13 protein-coding genes are annotated in these 17,085 nt (G+C 42.7%); 2 read left to right on the top strand and 11 right to left on the bottom strand.

All coding sequences use genetic code 11. The features are described from left to right. Nucleotides 1-41: 41 nt before the first annotated feature. From HMPREF1154_RS08190 to HMPREF1154_RS08175, 4 genes are read right to left on the bottom strand one after another with little or no spacing between them, the layout of a single operon-like run. Complete coding sequence (locus HMPREF1154_RS08190) at nt 42-830, bottom strand: class I SAM-dependent methyltransferase (protein ID WP_009642064.1); 789 nt, start codon at nt 828-830, stop codon at nt 42-44. 31 nt (nt 831-861) lie between these two features. Next, a complete protein-coding gene (locus HMPREF1154_RS08185) occupies nt 862-2,091 on the bottom strand; it encodes a hypothetical protein (protein ID WP_009642117.1) in 1,230 nt (409 codons plus the stop codon). 21 nt (nt 2,092-2,112) lie between these two features. Continuing rightward, nucleotides 2,113-3,357: a hypothetical protein gene (locus tag HMPREF1154_RS08180; RefSeq protein WP_009642085.1), complete on the bottom strand. Its 1,245-nt coding sequence runs from the start codon at nt 3,355-3,357 to the stop codon at nt 2,113-2,115. A gap of 23 nt (nt 3,358-3,380) precedes the next feature. After that, a complete protein-coding gene (locus tag HMPREF1154_RS08175) occupies nt 3,381-5,708 on the bottom strand; it encodes a TonB-dependent receptor (protein ID WP_009642109.1) in 2,328 nt (775 codons plus the stop codon). A gap of 182 nt (nt 5,709-5,890) precedes the next feature. Here HMPREF1154_RS08175 and HMPREF1154_RS08170 point away from each other — a divergent pair, with 182 nt between their 5' ends. Further along, complete coding sequence (locus tag HMPREF1154_RS08170; RefSeq protein WP_009642088.1) at nt 5,891-6,880, top strand: helix-turn-helix domain-containing protein; 990 nt, start codon at nt 5,891-5,893, stop codon at nt 6,878-6,880. A 49-nt stretch (nt 6,881-6,929) separates the two neighbouring features. Here the strand turns inward: HMPREF1154_RS08170 and HMPREF1154_RS08165 are convergent, their stop codons facing one another. Together HMPREF1154_RS08165 and HMPREF1154_RS08160 are read right to left on the bottom strand one after the other, a co-directional pair. Beyond that, nucleotides 6,930-8,156: a hypothetical protein gene (locus HMPREF1154_RS08165; protein ID WP_009642101.1), complete on the bottom strand. Its 1,227-nt coding sequence runs from the start codon at nt 8,154-8,156 to the stop codon at nt 6,930-6,932. Nucleotides 8,157-8,182: 26 nt separating this feature from the next. Next, a complete protein-coding gene (locus HMPREF1154_RS08160) occupies nt 8,183-10,507 on the bottom strand; it encodes a TonB-dependent receptor (RefSeq protein ID WP_009642122.1) in 2,325 nt (774 codons plus the stop codon). 233 nt (nt 10,508-10,740) lie between these two features. Here HMPREF1154_RS08160 and HMPREF1154_RS08155 point away from each other — a divergent pair, with 233 nt between their 5' ends. After that, a complete protein-coding gene (locus HMPREF1154_RS08155) occupies nt 10,741-11,730 on the top strand; it encodes a helix-turn-helix domain-containing protein (RefSeq protein ID WP_009642114.1) in 990 nt (329 codons plus the stop codon). A 1-nt stretch (nt 11,731) separates the two neighbouring features. Here the strand turns inward: HMPREF1154_RS08155 and HMPREF1154_RS08150 are convergent, their stop codons facing one another. The 5 genes from HMPREF1154_RS08150 to mtaB form a co-directional block, all read right to left on the bottom strand. Continuing rightward, nucleotides 11,732-12,139, bottom strand: coding sequence for a hypothetical protein (locus HMPREF1154_RS08150; protein ID WP_009642119.1), 408 nt, complete (start codon nt 12,137-12,139; stop codon nt 11,732-11,734). Between the two features lie 11 nt (nt 12,140-12,150). Beyond that, on the bottom strand, nt 12,151-12,384 hold the full coding sequence (locus tag HMPREF1154_RS08145) for a hypothetical protein (protein WP_009642072.1): 234 nt from the start codon (nt 12,382-12,384) through the stop codon (nt 12,151-12,153). Nucleotides 12,385-12,515: 131 nt separating this feature from the next. Next, the gene (locus tag HMPREF1154_RS08140; protein WP_009642104.1) at nt 12,516-13,466 is read right to left on the bottom strand and encodes an acetyl-CoA carboxylase carboxyltransferase subunit alpha; all 951 of its coding nucleotides are present in this window, start codon (nt 13,464-13,466) and stop codon (nt 12,516-12,518) included. A 145-nt stretch (nt 13,467-13,611) separates the two neighbouring features. Then, nucleotides 13,612-15,714 (bottom strand): ATP-dependent DNA helicase RecG, encoded by a 2,103-nt coding sequence (gene recG / locus HMPREF1154_RS08135; RefSeq protein WP_009642093.1) that lies wholly within the window; start codon nt 15,712-15,714, stop codon nt 13,612-13,614. Nucleotides 15,715-15,719: 5 nt separating this feature from the next. Further along, nucleotides 15,720-17,036 (bottom strand): tRNA (N(6)-L-threonylcarbamoyladenosine(37)-C(2))-methylthiotransferase MtaB, encoded by a 1,317-nt coding sequence (gene mtaB, locus HMPREF1154_RS08130; RefSeq protein WP_009642077.1) that lies wholly within the window; start codon nt 17,034-17,036, stop codon nt 15,720-15,722. Nucleotides 17,037-17,085: the final 49 nt, after the last annotated feature.

The raw sequence follows: 17,085 nt of genomic DNA, 5'->3' as shown, positions 1-17,085 counted from the left end.
ATAGCCTCTTTTTTCACTTTTCACTCTTCACTTTTCACTCTTCACTTTTCACTAATTTCTGCTCTTATGACTCTTTGGTTAAACCGTTTGTAAAAATAAGGGAGCTTATAGAGCATTCTAAAGATAAAGGGATAGCGTCCACGGTTGTAGTCACTCATATAGTACTCTTGACCAATATGCAGATGCGGATGCCACTGCTCCAAGGTGTGGCTGTCAAGTTCGCTCCATCTAAATTCGGGGCGCTGCTTCTTGTCCATAGAGCCGAGAGAATCGTGATTTTTGGCATGACCCACAAGACTATAAGCTAACATATCAAAGAGAAGGGTAGCTTTCTCGCACTTTTGGCAAAGGCTCTCAAAGAAAGCCTTCACTTCTGTGCGCTCAAAGTACATCAGTACCCCCTCTACAATGATAAGGATCGGCTTCTGATGTGCCTTTATGGTCTCTATCCATTGGTAATCAAAGAGGGAAAGAGGGATAAAGGTACGCCTATCATTCTCCTTGAAGAACTTCTTACGCAATTCAATCACTTCAGGTAAGTCCAATTCGTACCAATGAGTCACCGCTGGGCTTCCCAAGCGTTCATAACGAGCGTCTAAGCCAGCGCCCAACTGTATTACTACCGCATCGGGATGGGTAGAGAGGAAGGCTTGAGCTTCCTTATCTATAAGACTTGCCCTGAGACAGACCCCCGCTTGGCTGAATTTGGATCGGCTGAACTTGGAGAAGTCATAATCTATCTGAGGAATCATCTCTTCAGCTTTCTTATCTACTAGAAAAGGCGGATTGTAGTGGCGTTCCTCAGCTTTTGCCCATAAGGTAATGAGCATGGTTTCGGGTATTTTTCCTAATTTCATAATTCTATTCAAAAGCGTGGAAATAGGCGGGGTTTCCCTGAGTGCTAAGGAGTTGCTGTACGGCTCCTGTAGCAGGGTCAAAGGAGAACAGACCTACCTTATCGGTTCCAAAAGCAGCAAATATAACCTTGTCTTTCATCTTGGTAATGAATACGCTATGTCCGTCGGTAAGGGGAATACCGTCTATCTTCTTGATAGTTTTGCCCTTAAGGTCAACTAAGATGGCCAAAGCACTCTTGGAGGTATAAGGATTGTCGGTATAGAGTTCGCGAATACCTACGTAAGCAACTACCTTGTCGTTACCTATATATTGTGTAGCTAAGATTGTGGAGGCCTTATGCTCATAGCCTTCAATGGCAGTAGTGGAGATATCCCAAGACTTATTAGTGTCAAACTCAGTAGCTCCTTTAGGAATACAGATAAAGCCACACTTGGTGTTATTAGGGTTGAACCCAAAATACCCTACTGTAGCGGCATAGAGGTCACCAGCTTCGTTAGTGAAGAGCATACCACTACATTGGGACATAGGACGTGTAGGGAAAGTAAGCCCTGTAGCCTTTTCAGAAGCTATCTTTTCTACCTTATCGGTTTGGATATCAATAATGGCTACATCACTCTGCTGATAGTCAGCATAGGGCTGCCAACCTTTTCCAGAGTCTACTTGGGTGAGACATAAGTAGTATTTGCCATCACGGATAAGCCCCATAGCAGGTTCAGGGTTGGTATCTCCATGCGCATATTGGTTTAGGGCAATTTCCCCTGTTTTCTCCATAGTTTTGGGATTGATAATCCATACTACTCCTTGACCATAGAGGGGTAAGTAAGCCTTGGTATCACTTACTTTTTCAAGGTGTCCTACCATAGAGCCGGCAGGGGCAGGGAGGTTAGTCCCTTTGGTGAGTTTTTTAGTGTTAGGGTCATAGCTCCAACGAGTTATTCCTCCAACACCTTTCATGGTATCAAAGAGATAGACATCATTACCTGCCACTTGTACAGAAGCGCCAAATTCTATTTGTTCTCCTTGAGTGTTGCCTATACTTCCCTCTAACTTATCAGTCAGCTGTATATAGGAGACACCACTCATTCCATCCTCATTTTTTACAGAGGTTTCCAATAAGTATTTACCACTACTTTTAGAAGTATAAGCTTTCGCTTCTTCTTCTTTTTCATCTTTCTTGCAGGCAGTACCCAGTACAGCGCAAGCACATAGGGTTAAGAAAAATTTTGAATACATGATATATGATGATTTTTTAGTTTATTCAAATGCATAGAAAAAGTCAGCACCTCCTGTGGTGGTAAGTAGTTGTTGGGTAGTACCAGTGGTAGGGTTATAACCGAATAGCCCTCTTTTCTCTTTGCCAGATACACCAAAAACAACAAGATCCTTATATTTGGCGATACCTACACTATGGCTGTCGGTATAAGGAATACCATCTATCTTTTTGATTGTTCTCGCATTTAAGTCCATAAGTACCGCAATACCATTCTTATCTGTAAAAGGATCTTTTACATTGAGTTCAGCAGCTGATACAAAAGCAGCCACTTTGCCACCTCCTAAATATACTACACTGTATATAGTGTTAGGCTTATAGGGAGTGCCTTCTATAGGGGTGGAGGAGATGTCCCATGATTTAGAACTGTCAAAATCTGTTTGGGCAAGTTCTCCCTTATTAGGAATGCAAACGAGACCTGAGTGTGTATTCTCTGGGTTGAAGCCAAAATATCCAGCACACATGATGTAGATATCCTTGTTCTCGTTCATAAAAATACAGCTGTTATAAGAAGGCTGAGAAGGCATAGCCAAGAGGGTAGCAGTTTCAGAAATGAGTTTTTCTACTTTATCAGTTTGTATATTGATTACCAGTACATCACTTTGTAAGTGATTTGCATATGGGGCATAATCAGGACCTAACTGTAATAGAGGGAGGTAGTAATAATCGCCACGGATTACACCAAAGCCAGCATCAGGACTGTTGTCACTATGAGCATAGGAGGTGATGTCTATCTCTCCTGTTTTCTGCATGGTTTGTGGGTTGAATATCCATACAGTTCCTGAGTTATACAAAGGGAGATAAGCTTTGGTATTGCTTACCTTGACAAAGTTGCAAGGCATAGCGTGTGCAGGTGTATCCATTTTCGCTCCTCTGGTGAGTTTTCCATTACTGCGATCATATTGGAACTTGACTACTCCATAAGCTCCATCTATAGCGTCAAGAGAATATACTTCATTGTCATAGATTATTACACTGGACATATAAGGCACTTGTTCAGCCTTGGAATTATCTACACTTTCGGTAGCACTAAGTTTGTTAATAGCTTGTAGATAAGAGCTCCCACTCTTTCCATCTTCGTTTTTTAGTGATGTCTTCAGAATATAATTTCCTGTATATTCCTTAGCATCAGGGGTTGGGGTAGGTTGAGGGTCTTTGTTATCCTCTTTCTTGCAGGCAGTACCCAGTACAGCGCAAGCACATAGGGTTAAGAAAAATTTTGAATACATGATAATATGATTTTTAGTTGATTTTAGAATATAACACGGAGTTTTACCCCTCCATTGATCCCCGGAAGGGGACGGTTGAACTCGGTGAGTACTTTTTGGTCGGTAAGATTACGTATTTTTCCTGAGATAAAGAGTTTGTTGTTGAGAAAACTATGCTCAAAGCCCAGATCAAAGGTCATACTACGAGGAATACGGCGCTTGTCGAGCTTGGTCATCTCAAAATCGTAGAAATATTCTTCAACAAAGGCATAATCCAAGAAGATACGGGTGTTCTGTCCAGTACCTCCAAAGAGGTTTTCTCGGTGAAACTCTAATCCTATATTTCCCATAAGGTAGGGGATATTGGGCATACGCTTGTCCTTGGTAGGGTTGGGTACGGTGCTGGCAGGCTCATAATCGCGAACGTCCCTAAGGTCTTGAAGGGTAGTATTTGCATAAGCATAGAGCGAAGGAAGCACATCGGCCTTAGCTTCAAATTCTATTCCCACGGTGCGCATCTCTCCAAAATTTTGGTATTGGGCACCAATAAGCCCTGCTGTATAACGAATCATATCCTTTAGGTGCATATAGAAAAAGTTGAGTTCTATTTGGGCATTGGAGGGGTGCTTGCCGACCAAGTCAAAGAGGCAACCTATATTGGCACTTGTATTGTGCTCTGGGAGCAAATCACCACTGGGGACAATAGCAATCCCATCGCCTAAGAGTTCGTTTTCGGTAGGAATACGTACATCATGACCTATGGAGAGTTTCCCCATAAAAGAGGGAAGAAAGCGGTAACGTAAGGCATCATTGAAGCCAAAACTACCCTTATTCAGATCCACATCATACTTTCCAGGAACGAAAAGGGGTGCCCGCTGGGTATGCATGGTATAGAGATAATAGCGTCCTGTGAGGGAGTTGAGGAACTTGTCGTCTGAAGTACGAAAATCGTAAGTAAGCCCACTGACCCAACTGAGCATATGAGAATCAAAATTGACCTGCTTTCCTAAACTTAACCTCTTGAGATCGTCCTTGGGAGTACCTTTGGCCACAGAGAGTACGGTATTGAAATTAAGCGAATGCTGCTGATTGATAAGGTATTCCAAGTTGGTTTTGTTTACAAAAGAGAATTTTCGATCATCGGAATCCGAAGGGAAGTTGTAGCCCGCTTCGCCCCCATAGCGTGAGGGGGTAGGGTAGGAGGAACCGTCCCATTCGTAGCGACGAGTGGCCTTATCTATAAAGTTCATTTGGGTAAGTACCAAGCCATTGAGCATATCAAAATTCAGCCCTTCTAAGAAAAAGTTATCCTTCTTGAGTTTGGTAGCCAGTCCAGCCATAAGCGAACGGCTATGTGCCTCGCGGATATCATATTCTATTCCTTGTACTTCTTTGTAAGTTTTGACCACAACAGGTTCTATTTCCACTTCGTCAAACCACCATTTGTGAGCTTTAAAGCTACCTCCTACCAGTATTTTTTGGTATTTATCATGATTGCGGGTGATATATAGGCCTTTGTGATAAGGGGATTCAAAGGTATAGTTATTATCAGCGGTAGTATAACTACCACCAACCCCAAAGGTAAGCCCCTTTTCCTTGAGGTTGCGCTTGAAGACCGCTTGCAGTTTGTGGGTATTGAAAGATTCTAAACCATAACTAAGGTCGGCATATTTCTCAGGATACTCACGAATGACGATATTGACTGCCCCACCAAGGGAAGACCCACCGAAGCGGGCGGGCACTACCCCTTTGTAGATTTCTATACGGTCAATCATATCCACAGGAATATCGTTGATGTCAATATAATCTGTCTGTTCACTCAAGGGGAGTTCGTCTATAAAAAAGCCAATACGCTTACCCTCCAAGCCACGTACAGAAAGGCGAGAGGCGCTTCCTACGCCGCCGGAGGAGCGGATGGTAACCCCCACGGTTTTAATCAATATATCTTGTACGCTGCTCACGGTACCCCGCATATTGGATAGGTCAATCACCGTAACAGGCATGGCCTCTTCTTTCTTTTGATGTGCGATGGTCTTGGCGGAGAATACTACCTCACCGATTTCCTGCTTCTCCTGCGAGAGGGCTATATTTTGCTTGGTATCTCCGCTGATAGTGATTTTCTTGTTAACACTTTGGTAACCAAGATAATAATACCCTACGGTATAGCTACCCTTGGGCAAAGAAGGAAGCGAGTAAAAGCCTTTTTCATTGGTAGCGGTGCCTTTTCCTGTTTCCTTGATAATGACCTCGGCATTGACTAAGGGTTCGCCTGTGGTCTTGTCTATCACTTTTCCTGAGAGACTACCCTTTTGTTGGGCATAGCCAAAAGCAGAAAAAAGCAATAGTAAGTAAAAAATCTTTTTAAATAACATAAATGTAATGAGTTGATTCAGTGTGTTTTATTTTATTTGTTCTATGCAAAAATGAAAATAAATTTGTGAGATTTGGAAATATTATTTATCTTTGTTCTAAATAATTGATTTCGTAAGGCAAACGTACGTTTTTTTATTTTAATCTTAATAGCAAAGATTTTAATCTCAATAGCAAATTTACGATGAAGCGATTGACCAAACAAGATATACAAGAACTGAGTTTAGAGCAGGTAGAGGTGCCTTTGGTAAAGAGTGAGGCAGAGATGGAGATCTATTATGGCCGTCTTGAGAACAAATTAGCTACCTTTACTACCCATGGCAAGGAGATAGGTAAGCATGCTTATTACAGCTGGCAGGCTGAGGTAAGGGATAATTATTCCTTTGAGGGGCGTATGGCGATTCCCTCGGTGCGGTTCTATTTTGTAACTAAGTCGCAAAAAGGAATGCATGTGGATATAGATGGGCAGATTTTCACAGCTAAGCAGGGCGAACATAATTTGTTCTTTTGCAAAGACGAATGCTTAGGGAGAGATATTTTCTTGAAAAATGATACTATGGAGGTGATTACCATAGCCATAAGTGAGGAGGAGTTTGCCCAAATGGCGCAGCAATACCCCGATAGCTTTATGGCGATCTATAAGAGATACCAAAGTGGGGACAACTTTCTGCTCAGTCGTCAGGGAGGTTTTCTCACTTCTATGCAGATGCAGGCAGTCTTGCAACAGCTCAACAATACAGAACTTTTAGGCAATGCCGCAGGGGTATATGCTGACCTTAAAGTGTTGGAATTGTTTCTGTTACAGTTTCACCAAATGGACACTCAGAAGTACCAAAACTACCAATATTGTAAGACCCATACGGATATAGATAAGATATATGAGGTAAGTGAACTCATTACCCATAACTTGCGATACACGCCCTCTATCAGTGAATTAGCAAGGGAAATGGGAATGAATGAGAAGAAATTGTGCTATGGGTTTAAGGAGATTTTCGGCAATACCATCTTCGGCTATCTCTATGATTATAAGATGAATCTTGCCCAGCAGTTGCTACTACATACCGATAAGTCAATAGGTGAAATAGCCCTCCAATGTGGCTATGAGCACCTATCGCATTTTTCTACCGCTTTCAAGCGCAAGTTTGGACTAAGTCCACAAGAGATGAGAAGGTAAAATGTACCCATGTTCATTCATCAACATGGGTACATTGTTATGTAAAAATCTATTTAAAAGCATGGAAATAAGCAGGATTTCCCACGGTAGAGAGTACCTGCTGTACAGCACCTGTACTAGGGTCAAAGGTAAATAAGCCAGCCTTATCTGTTCCGAAAGCAGCAAAAACAGCCTTATTTTCCAGTTTGCCAATAGCTATACTATGTCCGTCGCTAAAGGGAATACCATCTATCTTCTTGATAGTTTTAGCACTAAGGTCAATGATAACAGCCATGACATTTTTGGCAATATAAGGATTTTGCCCATTTAGTTCACGAATACCTACATAGGCTGCTACTTTGTTATTGCCTATATATTGAGTATTAATGACAGTGGCAGCCTTATGCTCATAGCCTTCGATCGGAGTAGTGGAGATATCCCATGACCTATTGGTATCAAACTCAGTAGCTCTTTTAGGAATACAGAGGAAGCCACACTTGGTATTGGCAGGATTGAACCCAAAATATCCTGAAGTAGCTATATAGAGGTCGCCAGCTTCGTTAGTAAACATCATACCGCTATGTGGAGCCATAGAACGGGTAGGATAGATGAGTCCAGAGGTCTTCTCTGAAGCTATTTTTTCAACTTTATCGGTTTGGACATCTATGATAACTACATCACTTTGTAGATAGTCAGCATAGGGAGCACTTGCATTAGGATCTATTTGGTTAAGAGATAAGTAGTATTTACCATCTCGCACGAATCCCATAGCAGGGTCAGCACTATTATCTCCATGGGCATACTCTTGGAGGGCAATTTCACCTGTTTTTTTCATGGTTTGTGGATTGATAATCCATACTACTCCTTGAGTATAGAGCGGCATATAGGCTTTGGTATCACTTACTTTTTCTAGGTGTCCGACAAAGGAACCTACAGGAGTAGGAAGGCTGGCTCCTTTACTGAGCTTTTTAGCAGCAGGATCATATACCCAATGGGTAACATTTGTCCCTTTCATCAAGTCAAAGATATAGACATCTTTGCCTGTCACTTGTACACAGGAGGCGAACTCTAATTGTTCGGCATTATCATTGGTGATAGTTCCAGATAATTTTTGGAACACTTGTACATAGGAGCTTCCGCTCATACCATCAGGGTTTTTCACAGTGGTTTCCAATAGAAAATCTCCTGTGTATTCCTTGCCCTCTGGAGTAGGTGCAGGTGTTGGTTCATCATCTTTTTTGCAAGCGGTGCTTAGTACAGCGCAAGCACATAGGGTTAAGAAAATTTTTGAATACATAATAATATGATTTTTTAGTTAATTTCTTAGAATATAACACGGAGTTTTACTCCTCCATTGATACCAGGAAGAGGTTTGTTGAACTCGGTAACTACTTTTTGGTTGGTAAGGTTGCGTATTTTTCCTGAGATAAAGAACTTATTATTGAAAAAACTATGCTCAAAGCCCCAATCAAAGGTTATACTACGGGGAATACGGCGCTTGTCGCGCTTGGTCATCTCGAAATCATAGTAATATTCCTCTACAAAGGCATAGTCTAAGAAGATACGGGTGTTCTGTCCAGTACCTCCAAAAAGATTTTCTCGGTGAAATTCTAATCCCATATTGCTCATAAGGTAGGGAATATTGGGCATACGCTTGTCCTTGGTAGGGTTGGGTACGCTACTGTTAGGCTCATAGTTGCGGACATCTCTCAGGTCTTGGTAGGTAGTATTCACATAGGCATATAACCAAGGAAGTACATCGGCTTTGGCTTCGAACTCTACCCCTAAGGTACGCATCTGACCGAAGTTTTGATATTGTGCACCTATAACCCCTGCGGTATAGCGGATCATATCCCTCAGATACATATAGAAGAAGTTCAGTTCCACTTGAGCATTGGTAGGGTGCTTGCCAACCAAGTCAAGGAGACAGCCAATATTGACACTGGTATTGCGTTCAGGGAGCAAATTCCCACTAGGTACTACAGCGATACCATCACCTAAGAGTTCCGTTTCAGAGGGGATACGGACATCATACCCTACAGAAAATTTTCCCATAAAGGAAGGAAGAAAGCGATAACGCATAGCATCATTGATACCGAAATCCTTTTTGTTGAGATCTATATCATATTGTCCTGGTACGAAAAGAGGAGCCATTTGGGTGTGCATGGTATAGAGATAGTAGCGCCCCGTAAGGGAGTTAAGGAACTTGTCGTCTAAAGAACGGAAGTCATAGGTAAGCCCGCTGACCCAACTGAGCATATGAGCGTCAAAATTCACTTGCTTGCCTAAGCTCATTTGCTTGAGTTCGTCCTTGGGTTTTCCCCTAGCAAAGGCCAGTACCGAATTGAAATTAAGCGAGTGCTGCTGGTTTATCAAATACTCCAAGTTGGTTTTATTGCCAATGGTAAATTTTTGGTCATCGGAATCAGAAGGATATCTATAGCCTGCTTCCCCTCCATAACGAGAAGCAGTGGGGTAGGAGGAGCCATCCCATTCGTAACGGCGGGTAGCCTTGTCTATAAAATTCATACGGGAGAGCGCTATTACATTGAGCATGTCAAGGTTAAGCCCATCCCAAAAGAAATGATTCTTTTGGAGTTTGATAGGCAATCCTACCACAAAGGAACGACTATGTGCCTCGCGGATATCATACTCTATTCCTTGTATTTCCTTGTAGGTTCTTATGGCAACAGCTTCTATCTCTACCTTATCAAACCACCATTTTTTAGCTTCAAGCCCAGCACTTGCCAATATTTTTTGATATTTGTCATGATTGCGGGTCAGGCGCAAGCCTTCGCGATAGGGAGAGTCAAAAGAATAATTGTTATCTGAGCTGGTATAACCTCCTCCGACTCCGAAGGTAAGTCCTTGCTCCTTAAGGTTGCGCTTGAAGATGGCTTGTACCTTATGGGTATTATAGGATTCAAGGCCGTAACTAAGGTCTGCATATTTATCAGGATATTCACGAGTTACGATATTGACCGCCCCACCAAGGGAAGACCCACCGAGTCGGGCAGGTACCACTCCCTTATAGATCTCGATACGGTCAATCATATCCACAGGAATATCGTTGTAGTCAATATAATCTGTTTGATCGGTCATAGGTACTTCGTCTATAAAAAAACCGATGCGCTTACCCTCCAAGCCACGGACAGAAAGGCGAGAGCTACTACCTACCCCTCCAGAGGTACGCAGGGTAACCCCTACGGTCTTGATCAATATATCTTGTACACTGCTGACGGTACCTCGCATATTGGACAAGTCAATCACCGTAACAGGCATGGCTTCTTCTTTCTTTTGGTGAGCAATGGTCTTGGCAGTAACCACTACCTCTCCGATTTCCTGCTTCTCAGGGGTAAGCGCTATATTTTGCTTAGTATCTCCACTAATAGTAATTTTTTTACTAATACTCTGATAGCCAAGATAATAGAAGCCTATGGTGTAGCTTCCCTTAGGTAGAGACAATGAGTAGAATCCCTTTTCATTGGTAGCGGTTCCCTTTCCTGTTTCCTTGATGATAATCTCGGCATTGATTAAGGGTTCGCCTGTGCTCTTATCTACAATTCTCCCTGAAAGCATTCCTTTATTTTGTGCGAAGCTAAGGGAAGAAAAAAAGAGTAATAGATAAAAAAACTTCTTAACAGACATAAATGTAATGATTTGATTAATTGTGTTTTAGTTTATTTAGTCTTGTTAAATAGTAAAAAAGACTTGTGAGATTTAAAATGATTATTTATTTTTGTTCTAAGTATCAAGGTTAAGTATGCAAATTTACATCTAATATACTTAATTTATTTTAATCTCAATAGCAAAAATTTTAATTTTAATAGCGAAAATTTTAATCTCAATAGCAGAATTTTAATCTCAATAGCAAATTTATGATGAAGCGATTGACAGCGGAAGACTTGCAGGAATTGACTGTAGAACAAGAAGTTCCTTTGATAAAAGATGAGAGGGAAATGGAGCGTTATTATGGGTGTCTTCAGAATGATATAGTTACCTTTGTAACTTGTGGTAAGCAGATAGGTGAGCATACCTATTATAATTGGCAAGCTCAGATAAAGGAAAATTACTCCTTTGAGGGGCGAATGTCAATTCCTTCGGTACGATTTCATTTTGCTATCAAATCTAGAAAGAAATCATGTGTGGATGTAGCAGGGCAGTTAGTTTCTGCCAGTCAAGGAGAGCACAATGTTTTTTTCTGTAAGGAGGAATGTTCAGGGAAGGATATTTTTATCAAAAATGATAATTTAGAAATAATTACAATTGCAATAAGTGAAGCGGAGTTTGTTCAAATGGCGCAGCAATACCCTGATAGTTTTATGGCTATCTATGAGCGATACCAGAGAGGAGGAAGTTTCTTGCTCAATCCTTATGGCTGTTATTGTACTCCTGTTCAAATGCAAACTATCTTGCAACAACTCAATAATACGGAACTTTTGGGCAATGCCGCAGGGGTATATGCCGACTTGAAAGTGCTGGAATTATTCCTATTGCAGTTTCACCTTTTGAACACTCAGAAGTACCAAAACTACCAATATTGTAAGACCCACACGGATATAGATAAGATACATGAGGTAAGTGAGTTGATTATTCACGATTTGCAACATACCCCCTCTATCTCGGAACTGGCAAAGGGAGTAGGTATGAATGAGAAGAAATTGTGCTATGGATTTAAGGAGGTTTTTGGCAATACCATCTTCGGCTATCTCTATGATTATAAAATGAATCTCGCCCAACAACTGTTACTACATACTGATAAGCCTATTAGCGAAATAGCCTATCAGTGTGGCTATGAGCATCTGTCACACTTTTCTAGCGCTTTCAAGCGCAAGTTTGGTCGTAGCCCGCAGGGGGTAAGGGGAAACTAAATTACCAAGGAGCTTTGGCTAAGAAAGTAAGTCGGATAAAGGTGATAACCGTCTCAGGGGTAATGGTAAGGGGAGCGTCCAAGGCTTTGACTTCCTCGTCATCTACAAAGACAGCAAAGAGCCCATCGGTAAAGGCAAGAAAAGCAGTGTCCAAGGCCACGGAGAGGTCGGCCAAGGTTCTATTTTCCTTATCCCCAAAGGTGATTTTTCCCTCTTGGGCTTGCTCTCCTATTTCTTGGGCAGAGAGGAAAGGAATCAGAGAAGTATCCTCTCTCGAATCATTGAAGCGTTTTACTTCGCTTTTGACACACTCCGAGATCAGTTCTCGGAGCGTTTCAGGTTGCTTTTCTAAGGTTACTTCAATGATTTTGATTTTTTTCTTGCCTAATTTCTTGAGTTGTATCTGCATGAGCTAGGGATTTAGAATTGTCGTATGCCCTTTAAGAAAATCCAGCGCATAAGCAATACCTCCTTACCCTCATCCTCATAAGCAGCAAAGCGGGGCGAGAGTACTATGGCCAATACGCCCGTAATGGCAAAGATAACAAGATAAGGAAGATTAGGAAAAAAACAGATAATTCCTAAGCGAATCAAGATAAACAACGCTCCAAAACAGAGGAAGTTGAATAGAAAAGCACGTACTTTGGCCGACATAGATAGGGTTTTAGGTTAGCATCTTCTGCCATGAGGGCAAGCAAAGCCCTGAAAGGCCCCACAACTACTAGCCAAAAGACCTAAAGAGAGGGCAATACATACGATTTTAAACCAATTTTTCATTCTTATAATTATTTATACACACCATAGCTGGTGTATTTTTCCATTCTTTTTTCAATGAGTTTCTCTACAGAGAGTTTGGAAAGTTTCTTGTAGGTATCTTCAATTGCTTTTTTGACACTTTCAAAAACAGCTTCTCTGTTTCGGTGAGCACCTCCAAGGGGTTCTGGGATAATTTCGTCAATAAGGCCATTGGCTTTCATATCCTTAGCGGTGAGTTTAAGGGCATCGGCAGCACGTTCCTTGTACTCCCAAGTACGCCAAAGGATGGAGGAGCAAGACTCTGGAGAAATTACAGAATACCAAGTATTCTCTAGCATAAATACCTTATCACCCACTCCTATACCGAGGGCACCTCCTGAGGCGCCTTCTCCTATGATAAAGACAATGATAGGCACTTGCAGCCGAGACATTTCCAATAGGTTACGGGCGATAGCTTCTCCCTGACCTCTTTCCTCTGCTTCAATACCAGGGTAAGCACCTGGGGTGTCAATAAAGGTAACTACAGGTAGGTTGAACTTCTCAGCCGACTTCATCAGGCGCAAGGCCTTGCGATAGCCTTCGGGGTTAGGCATCCCAAAGTTACGATACTGGCGGCTCTTGGTATTGTTACCTTTCTGCTGTCCGATAAACATATAAGATTGATCGCCTATTTTTCCCAATCCTCCGATCATAGCCTTGTCATCCCCCACGGTACGGTCACCATGGAGTTCTATAAAGGTATTACCACAGAGAGCATTGATATAGTCAAGCGCATAGGGGCGGTCAATATGTCGGGATACCTGTACACGTTGCCAAGGAGTAAGGTTCTGATAGATGTCCTTTTTTACTTGTTCCAAGCGTTTGTTAAGTTTTTTACAAGTATCAGAGACATCTACATTAGTTTCATTTCCAAGGGCAACACATTTATCTAATTGTTCTTCAAGTTCTTTGATAGGTAGCTCAAAATCTAAATATTCCATATCTTTAAGTTTGATTTAAAGTGGTTGCAAAAATCACTTAATTAGCGCCGCAAAAGTACGGATTTTTTCCGAAAAAAGCAACAATTAAGTTTTAAGTTTTAAGTTCTGAGTTTTAAGTTAGTCATTAGTCGTTAGTCACTATTCACTAACTAATGAGGTTCCATATCCCTTTATTCCTCTTGAGCATATTGAGTGTATGGGCAACATGCTGGTGAGCGGGGTCGGCCAGTTCAGGGTCTATACGGATGAGGTCAGTGGCATAGTCGCGGGCTATTTTGAGTAGCCCCCCGTCCTTGACCAAATCAGCTATTTTCAGGGCAAGTACTCCGCTCTGTTGTTTTCCCATAAGGTCGCCAGGGCCTCGGAGTTTTAGATCCACTTCGGCGATTTGGAAACCATCACAAGTGGCGACCATGGTCTCCATACGGGTACGGGAGTCATGGCTAAGCTTTACATCGGTCATTAGGATACAATAGCTCTGCTCGGCACCGCGCCCCACACGGCCACGCAATTGGTGTAGTTGGGAAAGGCCAAAGCGCTCGGCACTCTCTATGAGCATCACCGAGGCATTAGGCACATTGACCCCGACCTCTATTACGGTGGTAGCTACCATGATTTGCGCTTTGCCCTCTGAGAAAAGGCGCATTTGGGCATCTTTCTCCTCAGGCTTGAGCTGGCCATGTACCATGGCTATGGTGTATTTCGGTGGAGGAAAGGTGGTGTAAAGCTGGTTATAACCTTCGGTAAGGTTCTTGAAAGCCAATGCTTCAGACTCTTCAATCAGTGGATATACTACATATACTTGTCGTCCTTTGGCGATTTCATCATGGAGGAACTGATACACCCTCGCTCTATGGGTTTCATATTGGTGGATTGTCTTGATGGGCTTTCTTCCAGGAGGAAGTTCATCAATTACCGAGACGTCCAGATCCCCATAGAGACTCATGGCCAAAGTACGAGGAATAGGAGTAGCCGACATGATCAGCACATGAGGCGGCAACTGGTTCTTATGCCAGAGCTTAGAGCGCTGTTCCACTCCGAAGCGATGCTGTTCGTCAATAATGGCTAAGCCCAAATTCTGAAACTTGACCTTGTCCTCCAGCAGTGCGTGAGTGCCCACAACAATCTGTAATTGGCCACTTTCCAAGCCCTCATGTATCTCTCGGCGTTCCTTCGTCTTAGTACTTCCTGTAAGCAGAGCAATGCGTATATCCATAGGCGCGAGCAGTGAGGCGATACTCTCATAATGCTGCTGAGCGAGAATTTCGGTAGGTGCCATAAGGCAGGCTTGGAACTGATTGTCAAGGGCTAAGAGCATAGCAAATAGTGCAACTATGGTCTTACCTGCCCCCACATCCCCCTGCAGGAGTCGGTTCATCTGGGCACCAGTGGCTACATCGTTACGAATTTCCTTGATGACCCGCTTTTGGGCATTGGTCAAAGGGAAAGGAAGATACTGGTGGTAGAAAGTATTGAAATAATCACCTACCTTTGGGAAAACATACCCTTGGAGTTTTTTGTTTAGGTAATTCTTCTGTATGAGTTGTAGTTGTATATAAAAAAGCTCTTCCACCTTGAGTCTGAATTGTGCCTTAGCCAAGAGTTCTTGGGACTGAGGAAAATGAATTTGCAAGAGTGCCTCTCCCTTGGGCAGTAGCCGTAGGGGTTGTATCATCTCATGGGGGAGTGTCTCCTGAAAGTGCTTACCCACTTCGGTGAAAAGGTTCTCAAGGAACTTGCGCATAACCCGTTGGCTGATGCCCTTTTTGGTGAGTTTTTCAGTAGAAGGATACACGGCTTGTATATTTCCTTGCAGCGTATTTTGGTGTTCCTCAAGGGTTTCCATCTCAGGGTGAGCCATGGAGAAGACTCCAGCAAAGAGGGCACATTTGCCGAAAATCACATAAGGCACATTGATTAGCAAATGATCTTTGAGCCACTGTGAAGGGCGAAACCACACCAGCTCCATACTACCTGTATCATCAACAAAGGTAGCCACGAGCCGCTGTTGAGCTTTGCTTTTACCCTCTACAGTTTTCAGGTGAATGATACGCCCGATGATCTGAACCTCGGCCGAAGAATCCTGTAGGTCTTGGATTTTATAGTATTGTGTGCGGTCAATATAGCGCGTAGGAAACAAGTGTAGCAAATCCTGAAAATTGGCTACTTGAAGCTCATTCTTGAGTAGGGTAGCCCGCTGGGGGCCTACTCCTTTTAAGTATTCAATAGGAGTTTCCAAAACGCTCATATCTCTCAAGGGTTTATAAGATCCACTGTAACAATCCCATCTGTATCTATTTTCTTGAGTACCACAGGCTGTAGGGTATTGATCAGCTCAGGGTTGAAAGGCGTCTTTACTTTTACGTAATTCTCTGTAAATCCGTGCATAAATCCGTCTTTGTTATCACTTTCAAAAAGCACTTCGCGGGTAGTACCGAGTTGTTTTTCATAGAAATGATGTCGCTTTTTAGCCGAAAGCCCGCGAAGCATACGGCTACGCTTGGCACGTACCTCGCTTGGCACGACTCCCTCCATCTCTACCGCTTCGGTATTGGCGCGTTCGGAGTAGGTAAAGACGTGTAAGTAAGAGATATCCAGCTCATTAAGGAAGTGGTAAGTCTCCAAGAAATGTTCGTCCGTCTCCCCAGGGAAGCCCACGATCACATCAACTCCTATACAAGCATCGGGCATCAGTTCACGGATTTTGGCTACACGATTCTGGTAGAGTTCCCTTAGGTAGCGGCGCTTCATCTTCTTGAGGATATCATTGCTACCACTCTGCAAAGGAATATGAAAGTGAGGGACAAAGGTACGGCTCTGGGAGACAAAAGCAATAGTCTCGTCCTTGAGCAAATTTGGCTCAATGGAAGAGATACGCAAGCGCTCTATACCCTCTACCGTGTCTAAGGCTTGGATCAGTTCCAAGAAGGTGTGTTCGTGCTTTTTGTTGCCAAACTCCCCCTTGCCATAGTCTCCTATATTGACACCAGTAAGGACAATTTCCTTGATGTTGTTCTCAGATATTTTCTTAGCATTCCTAAGGATATTCTCTATAGTATCACTACGGGAGATACCACGCGCCATAGGAATGGTACAGTAAGTACACTTGTAGTCGCAACCGTCCTGAATCTTGAGAAAAGCACGGGTACGGTCGCCTATGGAGTAGCTACCCACATAGAAATCTGCTTCGTTGATGTCACAGGAGTGAATCTGCCCCTTGTTGAGCTTGGTTAGGTCGTCTATATACTGGGTGATATTGAATTTCTCTTTGGCACCCAATACCAAATCCACTCCATCTACAGCGATGAGGTCTTCAGGCTTGAGCTGGGCATAGCAGCCTATGGCGGCGATAAAAGCATTTTCGTTGTGCTTTAGGGCTTTACGTACAATTTGCTTGAACTGCTTGTCCGCATTCTCGGTAACAGAGCAGGTATTAATCACATAAATATCAGCAGGTTCCTCAAAATCTACCTTGTCATAGCCCTCATTCTCAAAGCTACGGGCAATAGTGGCTGTCTCAGCAAAATTCAGCTTGCAACCCAAGGTATAAAAGGCAACACGTTTTTTCATAAGGGTAAAAGAAATTTGGGGCAAAGATACAAAAAAAATAATAACAAAT

Origin of the sequence: Capnocytophaga sp. CM59 (assembly GCF_000293175.1) — a bacterium.
Lineage (GTDB): Bacteria > Bacteroidota > Bacteroidia > Flavobacteriales > Flavobacteriaceae > Capnocytophaga > Capnocytophaga granulosa.
The sequence above is the reverse complement of the archived record's forward strand: the minus strand, read 5'-3'. Positions and strand labels throughout refer to the sequence as shown.

Coding starts and splice junctions, on each gene's coding strand:
- HMPREF1154_RS08190 (WP_009642064.1), bottom strand. CDS start 830: ATGCTCATTACCTTATGGGCAAAAGCTGAGGAACGCCACTACAATCCG.
- HMPREF1154_RS08185 (WP_009642117.1), bottom strand. CDS start 2,091: ATGTATTCAAAATTTTTCTTAACCCTATGTGCTTGCGCTGTACTGGGT.
- HMPREF1154_RS08180 (WP_009642085.1), bottom strand. CDS start 3,357: ATGTATTCAAAATTTTTCTTAACCCTATGTGCTTGCGCTGTACTGGGT.
- HMPREF1154_RS08175 (WP_009642109.1), bottom strand. CDS start 5,708: ATGTTATTTAAAAAGATTTTTTACTTACTATTGCTTTTTTCTGCTTTT.
- HMPREF1154_RS08170 (WP_009642088.1), top strand. CDS start 5,891: ATGAAGCGATTGACCAAACAAGATATACAAGAACTGAGTTTAGAGCAG.
- HMPREF1154_RS08165 (WP_009642101.1), bottom strand. CDS start 8,156: ATGTATTCAAAAATTTTCTTAACCCTATGTGCTTGCGCTGTACTAAGC.
- HMPREF1154_RS08160 (WP_009642122.1), bottom strand. CDS start 10,507: ATGTCTGTTAAGAAGTTTTTTTATCTATTACTCTTTTTTTCTTCCCTT.
- HMPREF1154_RS08155 (WP_009642114.1), top strand. CDS start 10,741: ATGAAGCGATTGACAGCGGAAGACTTGCAGGAATTGACTGTAGAACAA.
- HMPREF1154_RS08150 (WP_009642119.1), bottom strand. CDS start 12,139: ATGCAGATACAACTCAAGAAATTAGGCAAGAAAAAAATCAAAATCATT.
- HMPREF1154_RS08145 (WP_009642072.1), bottom strand. CDS start 12,384: ATGTCGGCCAAAGTACGTGCTTTTCTATTCAACTTCCTCTGTTTTGGA.
- HMPREF1154_RS08140 (WP_009642104.1), bottom strand. CDS start 13,466: ATGGAATATTTAGATTTTGAGCTACCTATCAAAGAACTTGAAGAACAA.
- recG (WP_009642093.1), bottom strand. CDS start 15,714: ATGAGCGTTTTGGAAACTCCTATTGAATACTTAAAAGGAGTAGGCCCC.
- mtaB (WP_009642077.1), bottom strand. CDS start 17,036: ATGAAAAAACGTGTTGCCTTTTATACCTTGGGTTGCAAGCTGAATTTT.